The sequence below is a fragment of the Pigmentiphaga sp. YJ18 genome, assembly GCF_038066655.1.
Classification (GTDB): domain Bacteria; phylum Pseudomonadota; class Gammaproteobacteria; order Burkholderiales; family Burkholderiaceae_B; genus Pigmentiphaga.
Genome location: NZ_JBBUKU010000004.1, coordinates 395,802 through 418,982 on the forward strand (window position 1 = coordinate 395,802; position 23,181 = coordinate 418,982).

22 protein-coding genes are annotated in these 23,181 nt (G+C 67.3%); 14 read left to right on the forward strand and 8 right to left on the reverse strand.

Going from position 1 to position 23,181, the window contains the following annotated elements:
• Positions 1 to 58: 58 nt before the first annotated feature.
• Positions 59 to 937, forward strand: a complete 879-nt coding sequence (locus WKR98_RS24345) for a CheR family methyltransferase (RefSeq protein WP_238160077.1) — start codon at positions 59 to 61, stop codon at positions 935 to 937.
• A gap of 8 nt (positions 938 to 945) precedes the next feature.
• On the forward strand, positions 946 to 1,602 hold the full coding sequence (locus tag WKR98_RS24350; protein WP_445936156.1) for a CheB methylesterase domain-containing protein: 657 nt from the start codon (positions 946 to 948) through the stop codon (positions 1,600 to 1,602).
• Positions 1,603 to 1,781: 179 nt separating this feature from the next.
• Here WKR98_RS24350 and dapB read toward each other — a convergent pair whose 3' ends face one another.
• Both dapB and WKR98_RS24360 read right to left on the reverse strand, forming a co-directional pair.
• Positions 1,782 to 2,591 carry a 4-hydroxy-tetrahydrodipicolinate reductase gene (gene dapB / locus WKR98_RS24355; RefSeq protein WP_341434951.1) on the reverse strand — a complete coding sequence of 270 codons (810 nt, stop codon included), beginning with the start codon at positions 2,589 to 2,591 and terminating at the stop codon, positions 1,782 to 1,784.
• 5 nt (positions 2,592 to 2,596) lie between these two features.
• Positions 2,597 to 3,208, reverse strand: coding sequence for an outer membrane protein assembly factor BamE (locus WKR98_RS24360; protein WP_370282431.1), 612 nt, complete (start codon positions 3,206 to 3,208; stop codon positions 2,597 to 2,599).
• Between the two features lie 276 nt (positions 3,209 to 3,484).
• Here WKR98_RS24360 and fur point away from each other — a divergent pair, with 276 nt between their 5' ends.
• The gene (gene fur, locus WKR98_RS24365; protein ID WP_087841463.1) at positions 3,485 to 3,904 is read left to right on the forward strand and encodes a ferric iron uptake transcriptional regulator; all 420 of its coding nucleotides are present in this window, start codon (positions 3,485 to 3,487) and stop codon (positions 3,902 to 3,904) included.
• A gap of 29 nt (positions 3,905 to 3,933) precedes the next feature.
• Here fur and recN read toward each other — a convergent pair whose 3' ends face one another.
• Both recN and WKR98_RS24375 read right to left on the reverse strand, forming a co-directional pair.
• Positions 3,934 to 5,577 carry a DNA repair protein RecN gene (gene recN, locus WKR98_RS24370; RefSeq protein WP_341434888.1) on the reverse strand — a complete coding sequence of 548 codons (1,644 nt, stop codon included), beginning with the start codon at positions 5,575 to 5,577 and terminating at the stop codon, positions 3,934 to 3,936.
• Between the two features lie 33 nt (positions 5,578 to 5,610).
• Positions 5,611 to 6,507, reverse strand: coding sequence for an NAD kinase (locus WKR98_RS24375; RefSeq protein ID WP_124690201.1), 897 nt, complete (start codon positions 6,505 to 6,507; stop codon positions 5,611 to 5,613).
• A 216-nt stretch (positions 6,508 to 6,723) separates the two neighbouring features.
• Here WKR98_RS24375 and hrcA point away from each other — a divergent pair, with 216 nt between their 5' ends.
• From hrcA to dnaJ, 6 genes are all read left to right on the forward strand, one after another.
• Positions 6,724 to 7,728 carry a heat-inducible transcriptional repressor HrcA gene (gene hrcA / locus WKR98_RS24380; RefSeq protein WP_124690200.1) on the forward strand — a complete coding sequence of 335 codons (1,005 nt, stop codon included), beginning with the start codon at positions 6,724 to 6,726 and terminating at the stop codon, positions 7,726 to 7,728.
• An 83-nt stretch (positions 7,729 to 7,811) separates the two neighbouring features.
• Positions 7,812 to 8,918: a ferrochelatase gene (gene hemH / locus WKR98_RS24385; protein ID WP_341434889.1), complete on the forward strand. Its 1,107-nt coding sequence runs from the start codon at positions 7,812 to 7,814 to the stop codon at positions 8,916 to 8,918.
• A gap of 4 nt (positions 8,919 to 8,922) precedes the next feature.
• Complete coding sequence (locus tag WKR98_RS24390; protein WP_341434890.1) at positions 8,923 to 9,303, forward strand: RNA-binding S4 domain-containing protein; 381 nt, start codon at positions 8,923 to 8,925, stop codon at positions 9,301 to 9,303.
• A gap of 343 nt (positions 9,304 to 9,646) precedes the next feature.
• Complete coding sequence (gene grpE, locus WKR98_RS24395; protein WP_124690197.1) at positions 9,647 to 10,213, forward strand: nucleotide exchange factor GrpE; 567 nt, start codon at positions 9,647 to 9,649, stop codon at positions 10,211 to 10,213.
• A 106-nt stretch (positions 10,214 to 10,319) separates the two neighbouring features.
• Positions 10,320 to 12,254, forward strand: coding sequence for a molecular chaperone DnaK (dnaK, locus tag WKR98_RS24400; RefSeq protein ID WP_124690196.1), 1,935 nt, complete (start codon positions 10,320 to 10,322; stop codon positions 12,252 to 12,254).
• Between the two features lie 215 nt (positions 12,255 to 12,469).
• The gene (dnaJ, locus tag WKR98_RS24405) at positions 12,470 to 13,591 is read left to right on the forward strand and encodes a molecular chaperone DnaJ (protein ID WP_124690195.1); all 1,122 of its coding nucleotides are present in this window, start codon (positions 12,470 to 12,472) and stop codon (positions 13,589 to 13,591) included.
• 30 nt (positions 13,592 to 13,621) lie between these two features.
• On the opposite strand, the gene WKR98_RS24410 is transcribed toward dnaJ, so the two are convergent.
• The 3 genes from WKR98_RS24410 to WKR98_RS24420 all read right to left on the reverse strand — a co-directional run bounded on the left by WKR98_RS24410 (position 13,622) and on the right by WKR98_RS24420 (position 16,425).
• Positions 13,622 to 14,587 (reverse strand): D-2-hydroxyacid dehydrogenase, encoded by a 966-nt coding sequence (locus tag WKR98_RS24410; protein WP_341434891.1) that lies wholly within the window; start codon positions 14,585 to 14,587, stop codon positions 13,622 to 13,624.
• A gap of 4 nt (positions 14,588 to 14,591) precedes the next feature.
• A complete protein-coding gene (locus tag WKR98_RS24415) occupies positions 14,592 to 15,563 on the reverse strand; it encodes a Bug family tripartite tricarboxylate transporter substrate binding protein (RefSeq protein ID WP_341434892.1) in 972 nt (323 codons plus the stop codon).
• 70 nt (positions 15,564 to 15,633) lie between these two features.
• Positions 15,634 to 16,425 (reverse strand): class II aldolase/adducin family protein, encoded by a 792-nt coding sequence (locus WKR98_RS24420; RefSeq protein WP_341434893.1) that lies wholly within the window; start codon positions 16,423 to 16,425, stop codon positions 15,634 to 15,636.
• A 146-nt stretch (positions 16,426 to 16,571) separates the two neighbouring features.
• Between WKR98_RS24420 and WKR98_RS24425 the strand changes: the two genes are divergently transcribed.
• Positions 16,572 to 17,492, forward strand: coding sequence for a LysR family transcriptional regulator (locus WKR98_RS24425; RefSeq protein ID WP_341434894.1), 921 nt, complete (start codon positions 16,572 to 16,574; stop codon positions 17,490 to 17,492).
• Here the strand turns inward: WKR98_RS24425 and WKR98_RS24430 are convergent.
• On the reverse strand, positions 17,489 to 18,367 hold the full coding sequence (locus WKR98_RS24430; protein WP_124690190.1) for a LysR substrate-binding domain-containing protein: 879 nt from the start codon (positions 18,365 to 18,367) through the stop codon (positions 17,489 to 17,491). The two genes, WKR98_RS24425 and WKR98_RS24430, sit on opposite strands and share 4 nt — an antisense overlap.
• A 165-nt stretch (positions 18,368 to 18,532) precedes the next feature.
• Between WKR98_RS24430 and WKR98_RS24435 the strand changes: the two genes are divergently transcribed.
• From WKR98_RS24435 to WKR98_RS24450, 4 genes are read left to right on the forward strand one after another with little or no spacing between them, the layout of a single operon-like run.
• Entirely contained in the window at positions 18,533 to 20,110 is a 1,578-nt protein-coding gene (locus WKR98_RS24435) for a rhodanese-like domain-containing protein (RefSeq protein WP_341434895.1), read from the forward strand.
• A 17-nt stretch (positions 20,111 to 20,127) separates the two neighbouring features.
• Entirely contained in the window at positions 20,128 to 21,132 is a 1,005-nt protein-coding gene (locus WKR98_RS24440) for a Bug family tripartite tricarboxylate transporter substrate binding protein (RefSeq protein ID WP_192901760.1), read from the forward strand.
• Between the two features lie 54 nt (positions 21,133 to 21,186).
• On the forward strand, positions 21,187 to 21,645 hold the full coding sequence (locus WKR98_RS24445; RefSeq protein ID WP_124690188.1) for a tripartite tricarboxylate transporter TctB family protein: 459 nt from the start codon (positions 21,187 to 21,189) through the stop codon (positions 21,643 to 21,645).
• An 11-nt stretch (positions 21,646 to 21,656) separates the two neighbouring features.
• A complete protein-coding gene (locus WKR98_RS24450) occupies positions 21,657 to 23,168 on the forward strand; it encodes a tripartite tricarboxylate transporter permease (protein ID WP_341434896.1) in 1,512 nt (503 codons plus the stop codon).
• Positions 23,169 to 23,181 lie beyond the last annotated feature (13 nt).

The window sequence follows — 23,181 nt, forward strand, 5'->3', positions numbered from 1 at the left end:
GAGTGTTGCCGATAATCCCGTCAATGATAGCGTGGGGGCATTTCCTTTAGGGCCAAGCGTGACATCCAGAACCAGCCTCCTGGCCGTGACCGATGCTATACCGGGCTCGGCCGACTCCCTCGTCGGCACCGAATTCGCCTTCAGCGGCCAGGATTTCGACCGGATACGGGCCCTGCTGCGGCAGCACACCGGCATTTCGCTGTCGGACGCCAAGCGCAGCATGGTCTACAGCCGGTTGGCCCGTCGGCTGCGCGCCACCGGCCGGCCGTCCTTCAGCGCGTACCTGGAAGGGTTGCGCGCCGGCGCGCCCGAATGGGAATACTTCGTCAACGCGCTGACCACCAATCTCACGTATTTCTACCGCGAGAGCCACCATTTCCAGATCCTGGCCGCCTACCTGAAGCGTCTGGCCGCCGAACGTCCGGGCCAGACGCTGCAGCTCTGGTGCGCGGCCGCTTCCACCGGGGAAGAGGCCTGGACCCTGGCCATCACGGCCGCCGAGGTGTTCGGCACCCTGGCGCCGCCGGTGCGCATCCTGGCGACCGACCTGGATACCCATGTGCTAGCCAGCGCCCGGCAAGCCGTGTACCGGCGCGACCAGTTGGCCAAGGTGCCCGACCAGCAGGCGCGCCGCTATTTCGTCGAGGAGGCCGAGGGCCAGTACGGCGTGCGGCCCGAGCTGCGCGCGCTGGTGAATTTTCGCCAGCTGAACCTACTGGACCCCGTGTGGCCGGTGCGCGGGCCGCTCGACGCGGTATTCTGCCGCAACGTCCTGATCTACTTCGATCGACCCACCCAGTTGCGGGTCGTCGAGCGCATGGCCGGGCTGATGCCGCCCGGGGCCCTGCTGTTCGTCGGCCATTCCGAGAGTTTTTCCCAGGGGCAGCAGCGATTCGTGCTCCAGGGGCGTACCGTCTACGCCAGGCAGCCGGGCTGAGCATATCCATGAGCGACGAGCAATCCCGGCCCGCCGATGGCCGCGCGCCCGCGCCGTCCCGGTACGACCGCAGGCTGCTGGTCGCCATCGGGGCTTCGACCGGTGGCACCGAGGCGCTGCGCGAACTGCTGGAGGCGCTGCCCGCCGACCTGCCGCCCATCGTCATCACCCAGCACATGCCGCCCGGCTTCACGCGCAGCTTCGCCGAGCGCCTGGACAAGCACACGCCGCTGCACGTGAAGGAAGCGGAACACAACGAACGGCTGCACCCGGGGCACGTCTACGTGGCTCCCGGCCACGCCCACCTGTCGGTGCGGCCGCTGCCGCTGCTGGGCTACCACGCGCAATTGTCCGAAGGCGAACCGGTCAACCGCCACCGCCCCTCGGTCGAGGTCCTGTTCCTGTCGGCCGCCCGCGCGGCCGGGGCCGGCACCGTGGCCATCATGCTGACCGGCATGGGCAAGGACGGCGCGCGGGCCATGCTGGCATTGCGCGAGGCGGGCGCCTACAACCTCGCCCAGGACGAAGCCTCGAGCGTGGTCTTCGGCATGCCCCGCGAAGCCATCGCCCTGGGCGCCGTCCACGAGATCGTCCCGCTTGCCCAGATGGCCCAACGCCTGGTCCTCGCCGTAGAAGCCAAAAACAAGGCCATCAACGGCCCCTGAAGACGCTTACAAAAACAGAACGGCCCCACACGAGGCCGTTCCAACAGTTGCCTGGGCGCCGCGGATCCGGCTTTGCCGGTCCGCCAGCGCCGCCCCCTTGAGGGGATATGGCACCAGACCCAGGATGCGGTGGATCCGGCTCCGCCGGTCCACCCGCATCGCCCCCTGGGGGGCGCGCGTCAGCGCGTAGGGGGGGGGCTCAGACCCAGCACATCCTGCATGTCGTACAGCCCGGCGGGCTTGTCGGCCAGGTAGCGCGCGGCGCGCAGGCTGCCTTCGGCGTAGTTGACGCGGCTGTTCGACCGATGGGTGACCTCGATGCGCTCGCCCGGGCCGCAGAAGAAGACGGTGTGGTCGCCCACCACGTCGCCGCCGCGGGCCGAGGAAAAGCCGATGGTGCCGTGCTTGCGGGCGCCGGTGTCGCCGTGGCGGGCCCATTCGGCCACCTCGGACAGCGGCTTGCCCCAGGCCTGCGCCACGGTCTCGCCCATTTTCAGCGCGGTGCCCGAGGGCGCATCCACCTTGTGCTTGTGGTGGACCTCGAACACTTCCACGTCGTAGTCCTCCTTCAGGATGCGGGCGGCGATGTCCAGCAGCTTGAGGGTGACGTTCACGCCCACGCTCATGTTGGGCGCGAAGACCACGCCCACCTTGTCGGCGGCGGCGGCGATCGCGGCCTTGCCGGCCTCGTCGAAGCCGGTGGTGCCGATCACCAGCTTGACGCCGTGGCGCCGGCAGGCTTCCAGGTGGGCCAGCGTGGCTTCGGGGCGGGTGAAGTCGATCAGGCAGTCGGCCTGCGCAAGGGCGTCGAGGTCGTCGGTGATCATGACCTTGCTTTGCTTGCCCAGGAACTCGGCGGCATCGTGGCCGATGGCGGGGCTGCCGGCGCGGTCCAGCGCGACGGCGAGTTCCAGGTCGGGGGCGGCGAGCACGGCTTCGATCAGCATGTGGCCCATGCGGCCGGTCGCCCCGGCAATGGCGATACGCATCGAGGTCATTCCTTGGTATTCGTGGCGGGTTGGGGGGGGGCGGCGTCGCCGGAGGGCGACGCGGGGGCAGGAGCGACCGGCGCGACGGGCGTGGCGACGGCGGGGGCCGAGCCGGGGTCCAGGCTGGGAGAGGCGGCATTGCCCTCGACCGTCAGCGGAGCCGTGTTCGGGGCCTGCTGGGCCGGCTGCGTGGCAGAGCCCAGGGCCTTGCGCGTGTCCTTCTGCTGGAACGGCTGGCGGGCGGGCTGTTCATCGCCGGTCCAGCGCTCGAGCCGGTCGTTGGCGAAATAGACGGTGAAGCGCCGTTCCTCGGTCTGCCCGTGGCCGGGCGTGAACAGGTACGGATAGTCCCAGCGGTCCGAATGGAAAATGCTGGTCAGGGTGGGGCTGCCCAGGGCGAAACGCACCTGTTCGCGGGTCATGCCGGGGCGCAGCAGTTCCACTTGTTCCTGGGTCAGCCAGTTGCCCTGCTGGACGTCGGCCCGGTAGGGCTTGACGAAGTTCGGAACGTAGTTGTTGACCGAGCTGCATGCCGCCAGGCCCAGCAGCGCGGCCGGGGCCAGCCGCCGCAGGGTGCCGGCTTGGCCGTGGATGAAGGAAATCAGAGCGTTTGGCACAGATCCGCACTCGTCTTGATTGGGGAAACCGTTATCATAAAGCCCTCGGGGAATGCCTGGGCTTTTCCGGAGCTTTCCCGGCACTGCCGGGCGGCCGCCGCGGGACGGGCAACCGGGTGCACCGGGCCGAGCCGTTTCGCCGCCTGCCATGCCGGGGCCGCGCCTTGCGGGCGCAGCGCGCCCGATGGCTGACTGGGCCTGAAGATCCAGCACCCACGCCGGATCCTGCCGTTTCGCAGGGTTCGACACACGAAACCGCTTTCAGAAAGGACCATCATGACAGATCAAAGCGAACTCAAAAGTATAGGCCTGAAAGCGACCTTCCCCCGGCTCAAGATCCTGGATGTCTTTCGCAAGGCCGAAGTGCGCCACATGAGCGCCGAGGACGTCTACCGGGCCCTGATCGGCGAAAGCGTCGAGATCGGGCTGGCCACGGTCTATCGCGTGCTGACGCAGTTCGAGCAGGCCGGGTTGCTGGTCCGCAGCCAGTTCGACAGCGGCAAGGCCGTGTTCGAGCTGAACGAGGGCGATCACCACGACCACCTGGTCTGCACCAATTGCGGCAAGGTCGAGGAGTTCTTCGACGCGGAAATCGAGAAACGCCAGCAGAAGATCGCCAAGGACCACAATTTCGTGCTGACCGGGCACGCGCTGTCGCTCTACGGCATCTGCCAGAACTGCGCCAAGAGCCGCTGAGGCCGCCAGGGGCGGGCCGGCGGCCCGCCTCAGTTGTTGCCTATCATTTCCCGCGCATGCTTGCGCGTCGTGGCGGTGATTTCTATGCCGCCCAGCATCCGGGCGATTTCGTCCACCCGTCCCCCCCTGTCCAGCTGATTGACCGTGGAGATCGCGGCGCCTTTTTCCTGGCGTTTGTCGACCCGCAGGTGCGTATTGCCGCAGGCGGCGACCTGGGGCAGGTGGGTGACGCACAATACTTGATGCAAACTGCCTAGTTCGCGCAGCAGCCGGCCGACGACCTCGGCCACCGCGCCGCCTATGCCTGTGTCGACCTCGTCGAAGATCAGGGTCGGGACCCGCGCGGCGCGGCTGGCGATGACCGACAAGGCCAGCGAGATCCGCGCCAGTTCGCCGCCGGAGGCCACCTTGGCCAGCGGGCGAGGGGTGGTGCCGGCGTGGCCCGCGACGCGGAATTCGATGGCTTCGGATCCGTGGACGCCGGGATCGGCCGCCTCGACCGCGACCTCGAAGCGTCCGCCGCCCATGGCCAGCGTCTGCATGGCCTGGGTTACCGCCTTGGACAGCGAACCCGCCGCCTTCTTGCGCGCCCGGCCCAGCTTGCCGGCGGCGGTGTCGTAGGCCGCCTTGGCGGCCTCGACCTTGGTGCGCAGGGCCTGGACGTCCTCGGCTTCCTTCAAGGTTTCCAACTGCGCCAGCAGCGTGGCGTGGCGTTCGGCCAGTTCCTCGGGTTGCAGGCGGAACTTGCGGGCGGTGTCGAATACCGCTTGCAGGCGGCCTTCGACCTCGCCCAGGCGCTGAGGATCGAGCTCCAGGCGCCCCAGGTAGCTGTTCAGGTCGGAGACGGCCTCCTGGAGCGCGATGCGGGCCGATTCCAGCGCCTCGGATACCGGGGCCAGCGCCGCGTCGTGCGCGGCCAGCTGGCCGATGCGCTGGGCGGCGGCGGCCAGGCGGGCATGGGCGGCGTCATCGTCCTCTTCCAGGGCGGCGATGGTCTGGCTGGCGCCGTCGATGAGCGACTGGGCATGGGCCAGCCGGCCGTGCTCGGCCTGGAGGTGGTCCCATTCGCCGTCTTTCAGCGCCAGCCGGTCGAGTTCGTCGGCCTGCCATTGCAGGCGTTCGCGCTCCTGCTGCAGCGAAGCCGCGTCGCGTTCCACCGCTTCGAGCTTGCGCGCCAGTTCGCGCCAGGCCTTCCACGCCTGCGCCACGTCGCGCCGCAGCGCGCCATGGTCGCCATGGTCGTCCAGCATGTCGCGCTGGGAGTCGGTCTTGAGCAGGCTTTGGTGCGCATGCTGGCCATGGATGTCGACCAGGTGTTCGCCCAGTTCGCGCAACTGGGTCAGCGTGGCGGGCACGCCGTTGATGTAGCCGCGGCTGCGCCCCTGGGCATCGATGATCCGCCGCAGCACCAGGCTGTCGGTATCCAGCTCGCGCTCGGCCAGCCAGTCCAGCAGCGCGGGCGGCACGTCGAATACCGCGCTGACCTCGGCCCGGCTGGCGCCCTCCCGCAGCACCGAGGCATCGGCGCGTTCGCCCAGGGCCAGGGCCAGGGCGTCGATCAGGATCGACTTGCCGGCGCCCGTTTCACCGGAGAAGACGGTGAAGCCTGGGCCGAATTCGACCTCGGTCTGGTCGACGATCACGAAATCGTTGATGTGCAGGGCGCGCAGCATACGAATGGAGCCGGTGGAAAGGGCGGAGAAGGACTAATCGATCGCGGTGCCGGAAATCTGGTTCCAGTGCAGCTTGCGCCGCAGGGTGGAAAAATAACTGTATCCGGCCGGGTGAAGGAAGCGGATGGTGTGTTCGGCGCGTTTCACCAGGACGCGGTCGCCTTCCTGCAGCGACGACCAGCTCTGCATGTCGAAGTGCACGCTGGCGCTTTCGTCGCGGCCGCCGGGAGAGCGGGTAAGGGTGATGTCTATCGTGCAGTCGTCCGGGATGGCGATCGGCCGGTTGGACAGCGCCTGCGGCGCCACCGGCACCAGTACCAGCCCGCGCAGCGATGGATGCAGGATGGGGCCGTTGGCCGACAGCGCATAGGCCGTGGATCCCGTGGGCGTGGCGATGATCAGGCCGTCGGCGCGCTGCTTGGACATGTACAGCCCGTCCACCTGCACGGTGACTTCCAGCATGCCGCCCAGGCCGGCCCGGCTCAGCACCACGTCGTTCAGCGCCAGCGCCGACACCAGCGTGGTCTCGCCCCGGATGACGCTGCAGGCCAGCAGGGTGCGGGTTTCCGATTCGAACTGGCCGTCGAGGATGCCGGCGATGGCGGTGCCGGCGTCCTCGATGGGGACGTCGGTGATGAATCCCAGCCGGCCGTGGTTGATGCCCACCACGGGCACGTCCCAGGGCGCCAGCTGCCGCGCCACCCCCAGCATCGTGCCGTCGCCCCCCATGACGATGGCCAGCGACGCGCGCTGCCCGATTTCCTCGACGGTGGCCGCGGGGTAGTCCAGGACGCCGATATTGGTGGCGGTGTCCTTCTCGAACACGACCTCGCGCCCGGCATCGCGCAGCATCTGCGCGACCGCGCGCAACGGCGCGGCGATGCCGGTATCGTGGTATTTGCCGACGAGGGCGACGATGGGAAAATGCATGCAGGCATTATATGAGGGGAGACCTCCCAACGGGGCCCCATGTGGTCCTTTTTGCCCACTCAGCGTCAAACGCCGACAATAGAAAGCAACCCCCTCCATCAGCCTGGCAGTTGCCAGGGCACCGCGGATCCGGCTTTGCCGGTCCGCCAGTGCCGCCCCCTTGAGGGGGCGCGCGAAGCGCGTAGGGGGTGGGCTCATCCAGGGGTACAATTGGCCATGGACGATCGCGCACGTACATTGTTGAAGGCTCTTATCGAGCGTTACATCACAGACGGACAACCTGTCGGTTCGCGTACGCTCTCCAAGGTCTTCGACCTGTCGCCGGCCACGATACGCAACGTCATGGCCGATCTCGAGGACCATGGCCTGATCCACAGCCCCCATACTTCCGCCGGTCGCGTCCCCACCCCCCGGGGCTACCGCATGTTCGTCGATTCGCTGCTGACGGTGCAGCCCTACGAAGTTTCCGAGGCGACCCACATCCAGACCCTGCTGCCTTCGGCCGAACCCCAGCGCGTCATCGCGGCCGCGGCCTCGCTGCTGTCCAAGCTGACCCAGTTCGCCGGCGTGGTGATGTCGCCCAAGCGCAGCCAGATGTTCCGGCAGATCGAATTCATCCGGCTGTCCGACACCCGGGTACTGCTGATCATCGTGACGCCCGAAGGCGACGTGCAGAACCGCATGCTGATGGTCCAGCGCGACTATTCCTCCGCCGAGTTGACCGAGGCGGCCAATTTCTTCAACCAGCATTTCAGTGGCAAGGCGTTCGAGGACGTCCGCCAGATCCTCCAGCGGGAACTGAGCCAGCTGCGCGAGGACATCTCCCGGCTGATGGAACTGGCGGTGGACGCCAGCACCGAGGCCGCCACCGAGGACGACAGCGTCGTCATCTCGGGCGAATTGAACCTGCTGGGCGTCTCCGACATCACGGCCGACATGGACAAGCTGCGCCGGATGTTCGAACTGTTCGAGAAGAAGACCGACCTGATGCAGCTGCTCGACGTGTCCAGCCGGGCACAGGGCGTCCAGATCTACATCGGCGGCGACTCGCAGCTGGTGCCGGTCGAAGAGGTCAGCGTCATCACGGCGCCCTACGGCGTGGACGGCAAGGTGGTCGGGACCCTGGGCGTGATCGGTCCTACCCGGATGTCGTACGAGCGGGTGATTCCCATCGTCGACATCACCGCGCGGCTGCTGTCGAACGCGTTGAGCCACCATTGAGCCGGCGTCCGCCGGCATGGGCGGACGGCCTTCCCGCCCGCCGCCGTTTCCCCTGTCATTCCTGAGTCCGGAAAACGCCACGCATGCGCTTCCTTCCCGAGCCGCCGTCCTCCCACCATCCCACCCGCACCGGCCTGCTGCTGGTGAACCTGGGCACGCCCGACGCGCCCACCGCCTCCGCCGTGCGCCGCTATCTGGCCGAATTCCTGTCCGATCCCCGCGTGGTCGAGATTCCCCGCCTGGTCTGGCTGCCCATCCTATATGGCCTGGTCCTGACGCTGCGGCCCCGCGACGCGGCGGCGCGCTACGCCTCGGTGTGGACGCCCGAGGGCTCCCCGCTCCTGGCCTGGAGCCGCCGCCAGGCCGAGGGCCTGGCGCGCGTGCTGTCCGGCCGGGGCCTGGGCGTGGAAGTGGCGCTGGCCATGCGCTACGGCAATCCGTCGCTCGAGGCGGGCATTGCCGCGCTGCGCGAGACGGGCTGCGAGCGCATCCTGGTCCTGCCGCTCTATCCGCAGTACGCGGCCAGTACGACCGCCGCGGTGTCCGATGCGGTGGGTGCCTGCCTGGCCCGGGTGCGCAACGTGCCCGAGGTCCGGTACGTGCGCGATTTTCACGCCGATCCGGGCTATATCGAGGCGATGGCCGTCCGCATCCTGGATTTCTGGCGCGACAACGGCCGGGGCCGGAAACTGGTGCTGAGCTTCCACGGCCTGCCCAAGCGTTCCATCGCGCTGGGGGATCCGTATCACGAGCAGTGCCTGGAGACCGGCCGCCTGCTGGCCGAGCGGCTGGGCCTGTACGCCGAGCAGGTCGAGGTGACTTTCCAGAGCCGTTTCGGCGCGGCCGAATGGCTCCAGCCCTATACTGAACCCCGGCTGAAGGAGCTGGCCAAGAGCGGGGTGTCCGACGTCGACATATTCTGCCCCGGCTTCGTGGCCGACTGCATCGAGACTCTGGAGGAGATCGCGGTGCAGGGCAAGGAAGCGTTCCTGCTGGCGGGGGGGCGGCAGCTGCGCTACATCGACGCGCTGAACGATTCCGCCGCCTGGATGGAGGCCCTGGCCAACCTGGCCGAGCGCCACATGCAAGGCTGGATCACGCGCCCCGCGGCCCGCCAGCCGGCCGATGCGGCGCACGCAGCCGTCTTGTTGCAACGCAAGAACGACGGGGCGCCGGCCACGGGCCAGTAACGGGATGGAAGAACTACGTATCGATAAGTGGCTCTGGGCGGCGCGGTTCTACAAGACCCGCACACTGGCCCAGGATGCGGTCGAGGCAGGGCAGGTGAAGGTGTCCGGCGAACGGGTCAAGCCCTCGCGCGCCGTGCGCCCCGGCGACATCCTGCAGATCCGCGCGGGAGACCAGGATTGGGAGGTCCTGGTCCGCGCCCTGTCCACCCAGCGCGGCCCCGCCGTTTTCGCGCGCACCCTGTACGACGAAACCCAGCAAGGCCTCAAGCGCCGCCTGGAAGCCATCGAACTGCGCCGCCAGAACGCCGACCCCGCCGCCAACCTGAAAGGCCGCCCCACCAAGCAAGACCGCCGCAAAATCGAAAGGTTGAGGACCCCCAATTGAGGACCCCCCCTACGCGCTGACGCGCGCCCCCCAGGGGGCGAAACCGGCGGACTGGCAAAGCCAGATCCGCGGTTTCCTGGGTCTAGGGAAACTATCTTGGATAGAAGCACGGTTGCTACCGCTGGCAGCCAGCGAAGCACCGGCGCCACAACTCAAGACAGCGGTACTAGACCCAGGATGCGGTGGATCCGGCTCCGCCGGTCCACCCGCATCGCCCCCTGGGGGGCGCCCGAAGGGCGTAGGGGGGGTTATATACTCTCTTGAATCCGCGGATTTCACCCCCATCTCGCGCATAGAGTCCAAGCAAGTCACTGATTTTTCTGGTTTTTCATGGAGGCACCCAATGTCGGCTGAGCACAAGCCTGGCGACCAACCCAATCTGGATCCCGAAAACGTGAACCCGAACCCGGCGGCGGAAACGCCCGAGGACGCGGGCACCGAGGATCCCATCGTCGCGCTGCAGGCCCAGCTGGCCGCGGCCCAGGCCGAGGCCAAGGACAATTACGATGCCATGCTGCGCGCCCGCGCCGAAGCGGACAATGTCCGCCGGCGGGCCCAGGAGGAAGTCTCCAAGGCGCAGAAGTTCGGTATCGAGGCATTCGCGGAAAACCTGTTGCCGGTGAAAGACAGCCTGGAGGCCGCCCTGGCCCAGGAAAACCAGTCCATCGACACCCTGCGCGAAGGGGTGGACGTCACCCTCAAGCAACTGGTTGGCGCCTTCGAGCGCAACAAGCTGGTCGAGATCGCCCCGGTTCCGGGCGACAAATTCAATCCGCACCACCATCAGGCCATCGCGTCGGTTCCGTCGGACGAGCCGGCCAACACGGTCTTGCAGACCCTGCAAAAGGGCTATCTGATCGTCGATCGGGTATTGCGTCCGGCACTGGTGACGGTCGCGGCCGCCAAATAAGGCCCGCCGCGATCGAAAGAAGCTATCGCAGGCATTGAAATAACGAAATTCCCACCTATTTATTGATCAAGCGAAATTTTTCTGATTTCTTTCAGGAACAAGGATTATGGGCAAAATCATAGGCATCGACCTGGGCACGACCAATAGCTGCGTCGCAGTAATGGAAGGCCCGCAGGTCAAAATCATCGAAAACGCCGAAGGCGCCCGCACCACCCCCTCGATCGTCGCCTACATGGAAGACGGCGAGATCCTGGTCGGCGCGCCCGCCAAGCGCCAGGCGGTTACCAACCCCAAGAACACCCTGTACGCCGTCAAGCGCCTGATCGGCCGCAAGTTCGACGAAAAGGCCGTGCAGAAGGACATCGACCTGATGCCCTACAGCATCGTCAAGGCCGACAACGGCGACGCCTGGGTGCAGGTGCGCGACAAGAAGCTGGCGCCCCCGCAGGTGTCGGCCGAAGTGCTGCGCAAGATGAAGAAGACCGCCGAGGACTACCTGGGCGAGGAAGTGACCGAAGCCGTGATCACGGTGCCGGCCTACTTCAACGACAGCCAGCGCCAGGCTACCAAGGACGCCGGCCGCATCGCCGGCCTGGACGTCAAGCGCATCATCAACGAGCCCACCGCGGCCGCGCTGGCGTTCGGCCTGGACAAGTCGGAAAAGGGCGACCGCAAGATCGCCGTGTATGACCTGGGCGGCGGCACGTTCGACGTGTCCATCATCGAGATCGCCGACGTCGATGGCGAGAAGCAGTTCGAGGTGCTGTCCACCAACGGCGACACCTTCCTGGGCGGCGAAGACTTCGACCAGGTGCTGATCAACTACATCATCGGCGAGTTCAAGAAAGAACAAGGCGTGGACCTGTCCAAGGACGTCCTGGCCCTGCAGCGCCTGAAGGAAGCCGCGGAAAAGGCCAAGATCGAACTGTCGTCGGCCACCCAGACCGAGATCAACCTGCCGTACATCACGGCCGATGCGTCCGGTCCCAAGCACCTGAACCTGAAGGTCACCCGCGCCAAGCTGGAAGCGCTGGTCGAAGACCTGATCAGCCGCACGATCGAGCCCTGCCGCATCGCCATCAAGGATGCCGGCGTCAAGGTCTCGGACATCGACGACGTGATCCTGGTCGGCGGCATGACGCGCATGCCCAAGGTGCAGGAGAAGGTCAAGGAGTTCTTCGGCAAGGATCCGCGCAAGGACGTGAACCCCGACGAGGCCGTCGCCGCCGGCGCCGCCATCCAGGGCTCCGTGCTGTCGGGCGACCGCAAGGACGTGCTGCTGCTGGACGTGACCCCCCTGTCCCTGGGTATCGAAACCCTGGGCGGCGTCATGACCAAGATGATCAAGAAGAACACCACCATCCCGACCAAGTTCTCGCAGGTGTTCTCCACCGCCGATGACAACCAGCCGGCCGTGACCATCAAGGTGTTCCAGGGCGAACGCGAAATCGCCGCCGGCAACAAGGGCCTGGGCGAGTTCAACCTCGAAGGCATCCCGCCCTCGCCGCGCGGTACGCCGCAGATCGAGGTCACCTTCGACATCGACGCCAACGGCATCCTGCACGTGTCGGCCAAGGACAAGGGCACGGGCAAGGAAAACAAGATCACGATCAAGGCCAACTCCGGCCTGACCGAGGCCGAAGTCGAACGCATGGTCCGCGATGCCGAGGCCAATGCCGACGAGGACAAGCGCGTGGCCGAACTGGCGCAGTCGCGCAACCAGGCCGACGCCCTGGTGCACGCCACCCGCAAGTCGCTGGAAGAATACGGCGACAAGCTCGAGGCGTCCGAGAAGGAGTCCATCGAGGCCGCCATCAAGGACCTCGAGGATGTCCTGAAGGAAGGCGACAAGGAAGCCATCGACGCCAAGGTCGAGGCCCTGTCCAAGGCTTCGCAGAAGCTCGGCGAAAAGATGTACGCCGACATGCAAGCCCAGGCCCAGGCCGAGGGCGCGGCCCCCGGCGGTGACGCCGGCAGCGCCAAGGCCGACGACAACGTGGTCGATGCCGACTTCAAGGAAGTCAAAAGGGACGACAAGTAAGCAGTACCCGCGGAGCGGCCTACAATGTGGGCCGCTCCGCTTTTCGTCTTGACCGCACCGGCCCGGGCCCGCGCCTGACCCGGTGCAGGGTTTGGGTAGGCCCCCTGGCTGCCCCGCGAAGGCAGGGGGCCTACCCAAACCCGTCAATAGCACACAACCGCTATTCACCAGAGATATTGCCGGCCTCCTGAAAACAGGCCACCGAAGAAAGAACCATGTCCACCAAACGCGATCTGTACGAAGTCCTTGGCGTTGCCCGCACCGCCACCGAGGAAGAAATCAAGAAGGCCTACCGCAAGCTGGCCATGAAATACCACCCCGACCGCAACCCCGACTCCAAGGAAGCGGAAGAGAAATTCAAAGAGGTCAAGTACGCCTACGAGATCCTCTGCGAAGCCGAGAAACGCGACGCCTACGACCGCTACGGCCATGCCGGCGTCGACGCGGCGGCCGCCGGCGGCATGGGCGGCGGGGCGGGAGGCTTCGCCGACGCGTTCGGCGACATCTTCGGCGAGATCTTCGGCGGTGGCCGCCAGCGCGGCGGCGCCCAGATGTACCGCGGCGCCGACTTGAAATACAGCATGGAAATCACGCTGGAGCAGGCCGCCACCGGCTTCGACACCGAGATCCGCGTTCCCAGCTGGGACAACTGCGACACCTGCCACGGCTCCGGCGCCAAGCCCGGCACCCAGCCCAAGACCTGCCACACCTGCGGCGGCACCGGCGCGGTGCGCATGCAACAGGGCTTCTTCAGCGTCCAGCAGACCTGCCCGACCTGCCATGGCACCGGCAAGGTCATTCCCGATCCCTGCACGGCCTGCGACGGCGTGGGCAAGGTCCGCCGCAACAAGACCCTGCAGGTCAAGATACCCGCCGGCATCGACGACGGCATGCGCATCCGCTCGTCCGGCAACGGCGAACCCGGCGTCAACGGCGGTCCCTCCGGCGACCTGTACGTCGAGATCCACATCAAGCAGCACGGCATCTTCCAGCGCGACGGCGACGACCTGCACTGCGAACTGACCATTCCCTTCACCACCGCGGCCCTGGGCGGCGACCTGGAAGTGCCCACGCTGGGCGGCCGGGGCGAGATCAGCATCCCCGAAGGCACGCAGTCGGGCAAGGTCTTCCGCCTGCGCGGCAAGGGCATACGCGGCGTGCGCTCCAGCTACCCGGGCGACCTCTATTGCCACGTCGTGCTGGAAACGCCGGTGCGCCTGAATGACCGGCAGAAGCAGATGCTGCGCGACTTCGAGGCTTCGCTGAGCGAAGGCGGCGACAAGCATTCGCCGCAGAGCAAGTCGTGGACGGACAGGGTGAAGGAATTCTTCAGCTGATCTCGGATCGGGCGCCAGGCATCGGGTATTTCACCGCACCCGGTTGCGCAGGCTGGCCCGGTCGCCGCTGGTCCACGCCAGCACGTTGTGTGCGACCAGCGGCAGCACCTGGTCCGCATAACGGTCCGATTCGCCGCCGATGTGCGGCGTGACGATCAGTCGGGGTGCTGACCACAGCGGATCGTCTTCAGGCAACGGTTCGCGTTCGAACACGTCCAGCGCGGCGCCGGCCAATTTGTCGCCGTGCAAGGCGTCCAAGAGCGCCGTGGTATCGCACAGACCCGCGCGCGCCAGGTTGATGAGGTAGGCGCTGGGTTTCATCGCCGCCAGCACGGCGGCATCCACCAGTCCCCGGGTCGATTGCGTCAGGGGCGCAAGAAGCACCAGGAAATCCGCTTGCGCGGCCACGTTGCGCAGCATGCCGCGAGCATGCACCTGATCGAAGCCCGCCACCGGCCGGGGGCTGGACGAGACCGCCAGCGTGCGCATGCCGAGCGCCTGGCACTTGGTCGCCAGTTCACGGGCGATCATGCCCGTTCCCAGCACGGCAAGGGTCTTGCCGTGCAACAGCGGCTGGCGTCGACGCTGCCAGCGGCGTGCGCGCTGGTCCGCCAGTATGGCCGGAAGATCGCGTCCCAGGGCGAACATCATCGTCAATGCCATTTCCGAGACCGCGGGGCCGTGGATGCCATGGGCCGACGTCAGCGCCACGTCGGCCGACAGGTCGGGGTGATCGGCGATGCCATCCACTCCGGAGGACAAGGCCTGCAGCCACTGCAAGCGGGGCAAGGCACGCAGCAAGCCGTTGTTCAACGCGCTGGCGAAACACGCCAGCGCGGTGGCCTGCCGCGCCGAGTCCGTTATCGGCTGGCCAGGGGAAAGCCAGTCGAACGCCAGGTCAGGCAGGCGCCGCGCCAATTCTCGCGCATAGTGCTCGCCATCGGCGTTGACGATGAGCAGCCGGAAATCGTCCGGGGATCCAGAGGCCGCCTGCATGGTGTCAGTCCGTGCTGATCTTCGCCGCCGAGATCAACGGCCCGTACGAGCGCTGTTCGCTTTCGATGCGGGCCCGTACCGCGCCGGGCGTGGACGACGCGGCTTCCTGGCCGAGCGCGCTCAGCGCCTGCCGGGCTTCGGGCGTGGCCAGCCACGTCCGGATTTCGCCGCCCAGCTTTTCGATGATCGTGCTTGGCGTGCGCGCGGGGGCATAGAGCGCGAACCAGGTTTCCAGCTCATAGCCGGAGAATCCCAGTTCGGCCAGCGTAGGCACGTCCGGATACATACTGGAGCGTTGCAGCGACGTGGCGGCCAGCACCTTGATGCGGCCCGACTTGCCGAATCCGCCCAGCGCGGCCTGGTCCAGCATGGCCAGCGGCGTGCGTCCCGACACCACGTCGGCGATCGCAGGCGCGAAGCCCTTGTAGGGCACGTGGTTGAGCTTCACGTCGGCCCGCTGGGCCAGCAGTTCCATGCCCAGATGGGCGGAGCCGCCGATGGCATTGGAGGCATACGACAGCGCGCCCGGCTTGGCCCGCGCCATCGCGAGCACGTCGTCCAGCGTATGGGCGCCGAGTTCGGCCGATACACAGAGAAGGTACGGACCCTTGGACAGCATGCTGATGGGCGCGAAGTCGGCATGGACGTCGTAGGGCACCTGCTTGCTGGTAAGCGGGATCAGGGACATGGTCGAACCGCCCGTCATCAGCAGCGTGTAGCCATCGGGGGCGGCACGCGCGACCGCTTGCGCGGCAATCACGGTGTTGCCGCCGGAGCGCGACTCGACCAGCACGGCCTGGCCCAGGGTTTTTTCCAGACGCTGGGCAAGCAGGCGCGACAGGCCATCCGCGCCGCCTCCCGGCGCGTAGGGAATGATGATGCGTATCGGCTTGTCGGGATAAGCGTGGACGGGTCCGGCCGCCAGGGCGAGCGCGGCGGCCATGCCGGCGAACAGATTGCGGCAACGATGGAACATGCCTGTCTCCTTGCGCGCGGCTTTGGCCGCGCTGCGTCTTGTCATGAAGCCGGCTTGTGCCGGTGGCGGGTCAAGTGCGATAGGACGGATCCTTGCGGTCCAGCATGCGCAAAAGCGCGGGCCATTCGAGATTGCCCAGGGGGCTGACGGTTCCGTCCGAGCGCACCGTGCCGGGAGGGCGGAAGCTGGCCGAGGAAATCCTGTCGGCCAGGGCGGAATCGGGGAAGGTGAGTTCCCGGCCGCTGGCCAGCGCATCGACCTGGGCCTGCATCGCCATTTCCAGGTGCCACATCATGGCGAAGGCCTGGCCGATGCTTGCTCCGGCCACCAGCGTGCCGTGGTTGCGCAATATCATGACCGGCTTGTCGCCCAGGTCGGCGGCCAGGCGTTCGCGTTCGGATAGCTGGTTGGCCAGCCCCTCGCTGTCGTGGTAAGCGATCTTGCCGTGGAACAGCATGGCGTGCTGGGTCAGCGGCAGAAGCCCGCACTTCATCGCCGACACGGCCATGCCGGCGCGGGTATGGGCATGGATGACGCAGCGCGCATCCGGACGCGCGGCGTGGACGGCGCTGTGGATGACGAACCCGGCACGATGGATGGGGTGCTGCGTGGGTTCCACGACGTTGCCGTCGATGTCGATCTTGACGAGGTTCGAGGCGCAGACCTCATCGAACATCAGCCCGAAGGGGTTGAGCAGAAAATGTTCCTCGGCACCCGGTACGCGCGCCGAGATGTGGGTGTAGATGAGATCGGTCCACCCGTAGTGGGCATGGAGCCGGTAACAGGCGGCCAGGTCCACGCGCATCTGCCATTCTTCGGTGCGCGATGCGGGGCGGGAAGAGGCGGAAAGGTCGGTTTGCATGGATTCCTGAGCGTGTTCAATATGGTGAGGCGCATGGGGCGCGCTTGGGGTAGAGTGTTTCCGGCGCGCCGCCCTGCGCATATTGAATCGCCCGGCCGCGCCAAAGCCAATCAAAACATTCTGTTCGAAACTTGAGAAAAATCTGAATGAGCATCGAGACCCAGTTGAGCCTGCGGCAACTGCGGGCTTTCGTCGCCGTCTATCGCCTCGGCAAGCTCGCGACCGCCGCCAGCCGCCTGTCCGTGACCGAGTCGGCCGTCAGTACCATGCTCAGGCAGATGGAGTCCACGTTGAACCTGCGGCTGTTCGACCGCACCTCGCGGTCGCTGGTGCCGACCCTGGCCGCCCAGGAAATCGTCGAGAGAGCCGAGCGCATACTGGGCGACGTGGCGTGGCTCGGCACGCGGATCGAGGACCTGGGCGACCGCCGCATCGGCCGCGTCCACGTGGCCGTTACCGCCACCGTAGGCAGCGTCCTGATGCCGGGCGTGGTGCGGCGTTTCCGCGATGCCTATCCCGGCGTGCAACTGGTGCTGGACGATTGCGCGCCGGACCAGTTCCTGGCCAGGGTGTCGTCCGAGCCCGTGGATTTCGGCATCGGTACGCCGGAGCGCGAGGATCCCCCGCTGGTATCCCGGCGGCTGTTGCGCGATCACCTTTGCCTGGTATGCGCGACCGACCATCCGTTGGCGGGCCGCCGCCAGGTGCGCTGGCGCGAACTCGCCAAGGAGCCGGTCATAGCGGTGCGGCAAGGGCTGGCCTATGGCATGCGCGGCCGGATGGAGGCGGCTGCGGCCAGTGCCGGCATTGCGCTCAACGTCGTGCACGAGGTCAACTTCCTGTCCTCGGCATTCTGGATGGCGGCCAGCGGGCTGGGCGTGTCGATCTGGGCATCGGCGCTGGCGGGGCGCATGCACTACGAGAATCTGACGCGCTGCCGGCTGGTCGGCCCGCGGGTGCCGATGGATTTCTCGCTGGTGCACAAACGGGGACGAAGCCTGTCGCCGGCCGCCGAAGCTTTCGTGGAAATCGCCCGCGACGAACTCGCGGGCATGGATATCCTTTAGGCGCCGCTTCCGTCCCGCAGATCCAGCGGCCGCAAGGTCGACTTCAACCCGTCGTAGACCTGCCGCAGCACCGGGTTCAACGAATCCGGGCGCATCCAGAGGTAGTAACTCACGTCGGGCAGCCGGGGCAGGCCGTCCTTCTCGCTCAGCACCCGCATGTCGGGCCCCAGCAGTTCCACCGAGCGGGCGGTAACGCCCAGGCCGGCCCGTATCGCCGCCTTGATCCCTATCATGTGCGGCGCGAGATAGGCGGTGCGCCATGACATCCGGGCCGTATCGAGCGCGGTCAGCGCGAGGCGCCGGTACAGGCTGTGTTCGTCAGCGATGATCAGCGGCACCGGTTTGCCGGGTTCGAAGACGTAGTCCGCCGCGCACAGCCAGACCGTGGGCGAGGTGCGCAGCACCATGCCCTCCAGCGCCGGATCCTCGCGCGTGGACACTGTCAGGTCCAGTTCGCCCACGCGCAGCGACTCCATCAGGAAAGGGCTGCGGCCCACGTGGATCTCCATCTGCAGCCTGGGGGAAAGCCGCGCGATGTTCGCCAGCAGCGGGGGCAGGATGCTGTCCGCCACGTCCTGCGGCGAACCCACGCGCAGCGAGCCCGTCAGTTCGCGGTCCTTCAGCGCCCGCCAGGCTTCGTCGTTGATGGCGATCATGTGCTTGGCGTAGTCCAGCAGCCTGCGCCCGTGCGCCGTCAGGCGCTTGTAGCGTCCGGCCTTCTCGAACAGCGGCACGCCCGCCTGCGCTTCCAGGCGCTGCATCTGCTGGGTCAGCGCGGCCTGGGTGCGGTGCGTCTTTTCGGCGGCCGCGAGGTAGGTCTCGTGCTCCGCGATCGCCACCAGAGTGCGCAACTGAGTCAGATCGAAGTTTTTCATATAAGAGTTGCTTATATTTTGGGGGTCGATTTCTAAATTGTGCTGGGAGGTTCCGCTACATAGACTGTGGATCGGCCAATGAAATTATAAGTTTCAACGATAGTTTTATCGATGTCACCCCAGGTTGGAAGCGGTAGCGACCGGCCTCATCCACAGATATCTCCCATGAGCAAAACCATCACCGCAGGGCAAGCGAAACAATGGCTGGACGAAGGCGGCGAGATCGCCTTCCTGGACGTGCGAGAGCACGGGCAGTACGGCGAAGAGCATCCCTTCTTCGTCGTGTCGGTTCCCTACAGCAGGCTGGAGCTGGATGCCGAGCGCCTGGTGCCGCGCAAGAGCGTGCCCGTCGTGCTGCTGGACGACGGCGATGGCGTGGCCGAACGCGCGGCCGCGCGGCTGGAGGCGCTGGGCTACGGCCAGGTGCACGTACTGCGGGGCGGCGTGGCCGCCTGGAAGGCCGGAGGCTACGGAATGTTCCAGGGCGTGCACCTGCCGTCCAAGACCTTCGGCGAACTGGTCGAGCACGCTTATCACACGCCCCGTCTCCAGGCCCCGGAACTGGCCGCCATGCAGGCGCGCGGGGAAGCCGTGGTGGTCCTGGACGGCCGCCCGCTGGACGAATTCCGCAAGATGAACATCCCGGGCGCGGTGTGCTGCCCCAACGGCGAGCTGGCGCTGCGCATCCACGCGCTGGTGCCGGACGACACCACGCCCGTGGTGGTCAATTGCGCCGGCCGTACCCGCAGCATCATCGGCGCGCAGACCCTGATCAACATCGGCATCCCGAATCCCGTCTACGCCCTGGAGAATGGCACGCAGGGCTGGTATCTGAACGACCTGGCGCTGGAGCACGGCAACGACCGGCGCTATCCGCAGGTGGACGCGGCGGAGCCGGCCTTGCAGGCGCGGCGGGACCAGGCGCGGGAACTGGCCGACCGGCACGGCGTTGCCGACGTCGACGTGGCGACGCTGGCCGGCTGGATGCGCCAGGCGGATCGCACCACCTTCCTGCTGGACGTGCGCACCGGCGAGGAATTCGTCGCCGGCACGCTGCCGGGCGCGCAGCACGCGCCGGGCGGGCAGCTCCTGCAGGGCACGGACCTGTATGTGGGGGTCAAGGGCGCCCGGCTGGTGGTGGCGGACGACGACGGCATCCGCGCACGGGTGGTGGCGAGCTGGCTGGCGCAGATGGGGCGTGAGATCCACGTGCTGCCCGCGGAGCAATGGGCCCGCGCGCGCGCGGAACTGCCCACGCCGGTGCCGGCCACCGCCGTGCCCGGCCTGCCGGTGATCGGCCCCGGCGAACTGGCGGCAATGGTGGCCGAGGGCAAGGCGCAGATCCTGGACGTGCGCCCCAGCATGGCCTATCGCCAGGCGCACATCGCGGGGGCGCGCTGGGCCATCCGCCCCCGGATGGCGGGTCAGGCGCGGACAGGCGGGCTGGTGCTCGTGGCGGCCAGCGCCGAGCTGGCCGCGCTGGCGGCCGGCGAGCTGCCGGACGAAGTCCGCGCCGGCGCGCGCGCGCTGGTCGCGCCCGTCGCGCAGTGGCGGGAGGCGGGGCTGGCGATCGAGGCCACGCCCGATATGCCGTCCGATGCGGACTGCATCGATTTCCTATTTTTCGTCCACGACAGGCACGACGGCAACAAGGAGGCCGCCCGGCGCTATCTCGCCTGGGAAACGGGCCTGATCGGACAACTCGACGCAAGAGAGCGGGGCGCATATCGCATCTCGCCATGAAACCTGAGGAGGAAAGCATGAAGATCAAGAACACGAAGCGGGGCGGCAAGGTATCGACATCCGGCCTGGTCCTGGCGGCCGCAATGGCCGTGGCCTGGGCCAGCCCGGGGCAGGCGGCCGATGCGGGAGCGTTCCCGGCCAAGACGGTCCGGATGGTGGTGCCGGTATCGGCCGGCGGCAGCACCGACAAGATCGCCCGCCTGCTGGCGGAAAAGCTGAATGCGAAGTGGGGCCAGGCCGTGGTGGTGGAAAACGTCACCGGGGCCGGCGGCTCGATCGGAGCGGCGCAGGTGGCCAAGGCGGCGCCCGACGGCTATACCTTGCTGCTGCACAGCGATGCCGTGGTGCTGAACACCGCGCTGCTCAAGAAGCCGCCCTATGCGCTCAAGGACTTCTCCGGCGTCGTGCGGGCCATCGCCAATCCGCAGATCCTGGTGGTTCGGCCCACGCTGGGCGTCAAGACTTTCCAGCAATATCTGGCGCTGGCGAAGAAGTCCCCGGGCCAGGTGACGGTCGGCCTGCCGACCAGCGGCGGCATCGCCCACATCGCGCACGAAATGATCCAGGCGCAGACCGGCATCGACGTCAACTACATCCCGTATCCCGGGGGCGGTCCGGCCGCGGTCGACGTCATGGGCGGGCACATCGACGCCACCATGATCACCATGGCCGCCGTCACCGAGTTCATCAAGGCCGGGCGCCTGGTGCCGCTGGCCGTCACCACCTCCTATCGCTCTTCCGCGCTGCCCGACGTGCCCACCGTGGCGGAGTCCGGTGTGCCCGGGTTCGACGTCGAGTCCTGGCAGGGCATCCTGGCGCCGGCCAAGACCCCCGCGGCCGTGGTCGAGAAGATCAACCGCGACGTGATGGAGATCCTGCGCCAGCCCGACATCAAGGCGCAGGTCGAGGGCATGGGATATGGCGTCGCGGGCGGCACGCCGGCCGAATTCGACCGGTCGCTGCGCCAGGACCTGGAGCGCTATTCCCAGGTCATCAAGGCCGCACGCATCACCTTGCAGTAAACGGGACGCGGGCCATCGCGCCCGCGCACCGACCGACAAGACCAAGAGGGGACCATGTATCCGCGTAGTGAAAAAAGGCTGGCCACGGGCCTGCTGTATCTATTGCTGGGGGCTGGCACGTCGCTGCTCGCCTCGGGCTATCCCATGGGCACGTCCGCGCGCATCGGGCCCGGCTATTTCCCGTTCTGGCTGGGCCTCCTGCTCGCGGCGCTGGGCCTGTCCATCACCGTGAGGGCGTACGCGGCGGGCGCGCCGAAGGAAAAGCTGGAACGCTGGGACCTCAGGTCGCTGTCCTGGATGACCGGGTCGGTGGTGCTGTTCGGCGTCATGCTCAAGCCCCTGGGGCTGGTGCTGGCGATCGCCACGCTGGTCGTCGTCGCCAGCCGCGCCAGCCATGAATTCACCTGGCGCGGCGCGCTGGCCAACGCGGCCGTGATGGTGGTGCTGATCGTCGGCGCGTTCGTCCACGGGCTGGGGTTGCCGTTCAACCTCTGGCCCGCCTTCCTGGACTAAAGGAGCGTCGAATGGAATTGCTGGACCATCTGGCGCTGGGCTTCGCCACGGCGCTTTCATGGCAGAACCTTGCCTATGCCTTCACGGGTTGCCTGCTGGGCACCCTGATCGGCGTCCTGCCCGGCCTGGGGCCGGTGCCGACCATCGCGATGCTGCTGCCCATCACCTATGCGCTGCCGCCCACGTCGGCGCTCATCATGCTGGCCAGCATCTACTACGGCGCCCAGTATGGCGGTTCGACCACCGCGATCCTGGTGAAGCTGCCGGGCGAGTCGTCGTCGGCCGTCACGCTGATCGACGGACATGCCATGGCCACGCAGGGCAGGGCGGGTCCGGCCCTCGCCACGGCCGCCATCGCGTCCTTCTTCGCCGGCTGCGTCGGCGTGCTGCTGCTGGCGGCGTTCGCCGCGCCGCTGGCCGAGATGGCGTTCAAGTTCGGGCCGGCGGAGTATTTCTCGCTGATGCTGCTGGGGCTGGTCGGTGCCGTGGCGCTGTCCTCCGAGTCGCTGGACGTGTCGCTGGGCATGATCGCCATCGGCATCATCCTCGGCCTGGTCGGGACCGACGTGAACAGCGGCACGGTGCGGCTGGCCTTCGAGATCCCGCAACTGATGGAGGGCATCGAGTTCACCTGCCTGGCCATGGGCCTGTTCGGCGTGGCCGAGATCGTGGCGAACCTGGAAATGCAGAAGACCACCGGGACGACGGCCGTGGCGCCCATCGCCAGCCTGATGCCCACCCGCGAAGACTTCCGGCGCATGACGCCCTCGATCGCCCGGGGCACCGCGCTCGGGTCGGCCCTCGGCATCCTGCCCGGAGCGGGCGTGACCATTTCCGCGTTCTCGGCCTACACGATGGAGAAAAAACTGTCGTCGCGGTCGGCGGAAATGGGGCATGGCGCCATCGAAGGCGTCGCCGCGCCCGAGGCCGCCAACAACGCCGCCGCGCAGACCAACTTCATCCCGCTGCTGACGCTGGGCGTTCCCGGCAGCGCCGTCATGGCGCTGATGCTGGGCGCGATGACCATCCACAACATCCAGCCGGGACCGCAGGTCATGACCAGCCACCCCGCGCTTTTCTGGGGCCTGATCGCCTCGATGTGGATAGGCAACCTGATCCTGGTGGTCCTGAACCTGCCGCTGATCGGGCTGTGGGTGCGGCTGCTCAAGGTGCCGTATCGCCTGCTGTATCCGGCCATCCTGGTGTTCTGCTGCGTTGGCGTCTATTCCATCCAGAACTCGGTGGCGGACGTGTTCCTGGTCGCCGGCTTCGGCGTGGCCGGCTACCTGTTCGGCAAGCTGTCGATATCGCCGGTGCCGCTGCTGCTGGGCTTCGTGCTGGGACCCATGATGGAAACGAGTTTCCGGCGCACGCTCATGGTGGCGCGAGGCGATTTCTCGGTGTTCGTCACCCGGCCCATCTCGCTGGGGCTGCTGATCGCCACGGCGCTGCTGATCGTGCTGGCGCTTGCGCCGGCCATCCGGAGCAAGCGGGCCGTGGTGCTGGCCGAAGCCGAGGCCTAGCCTCCAGGCCCCA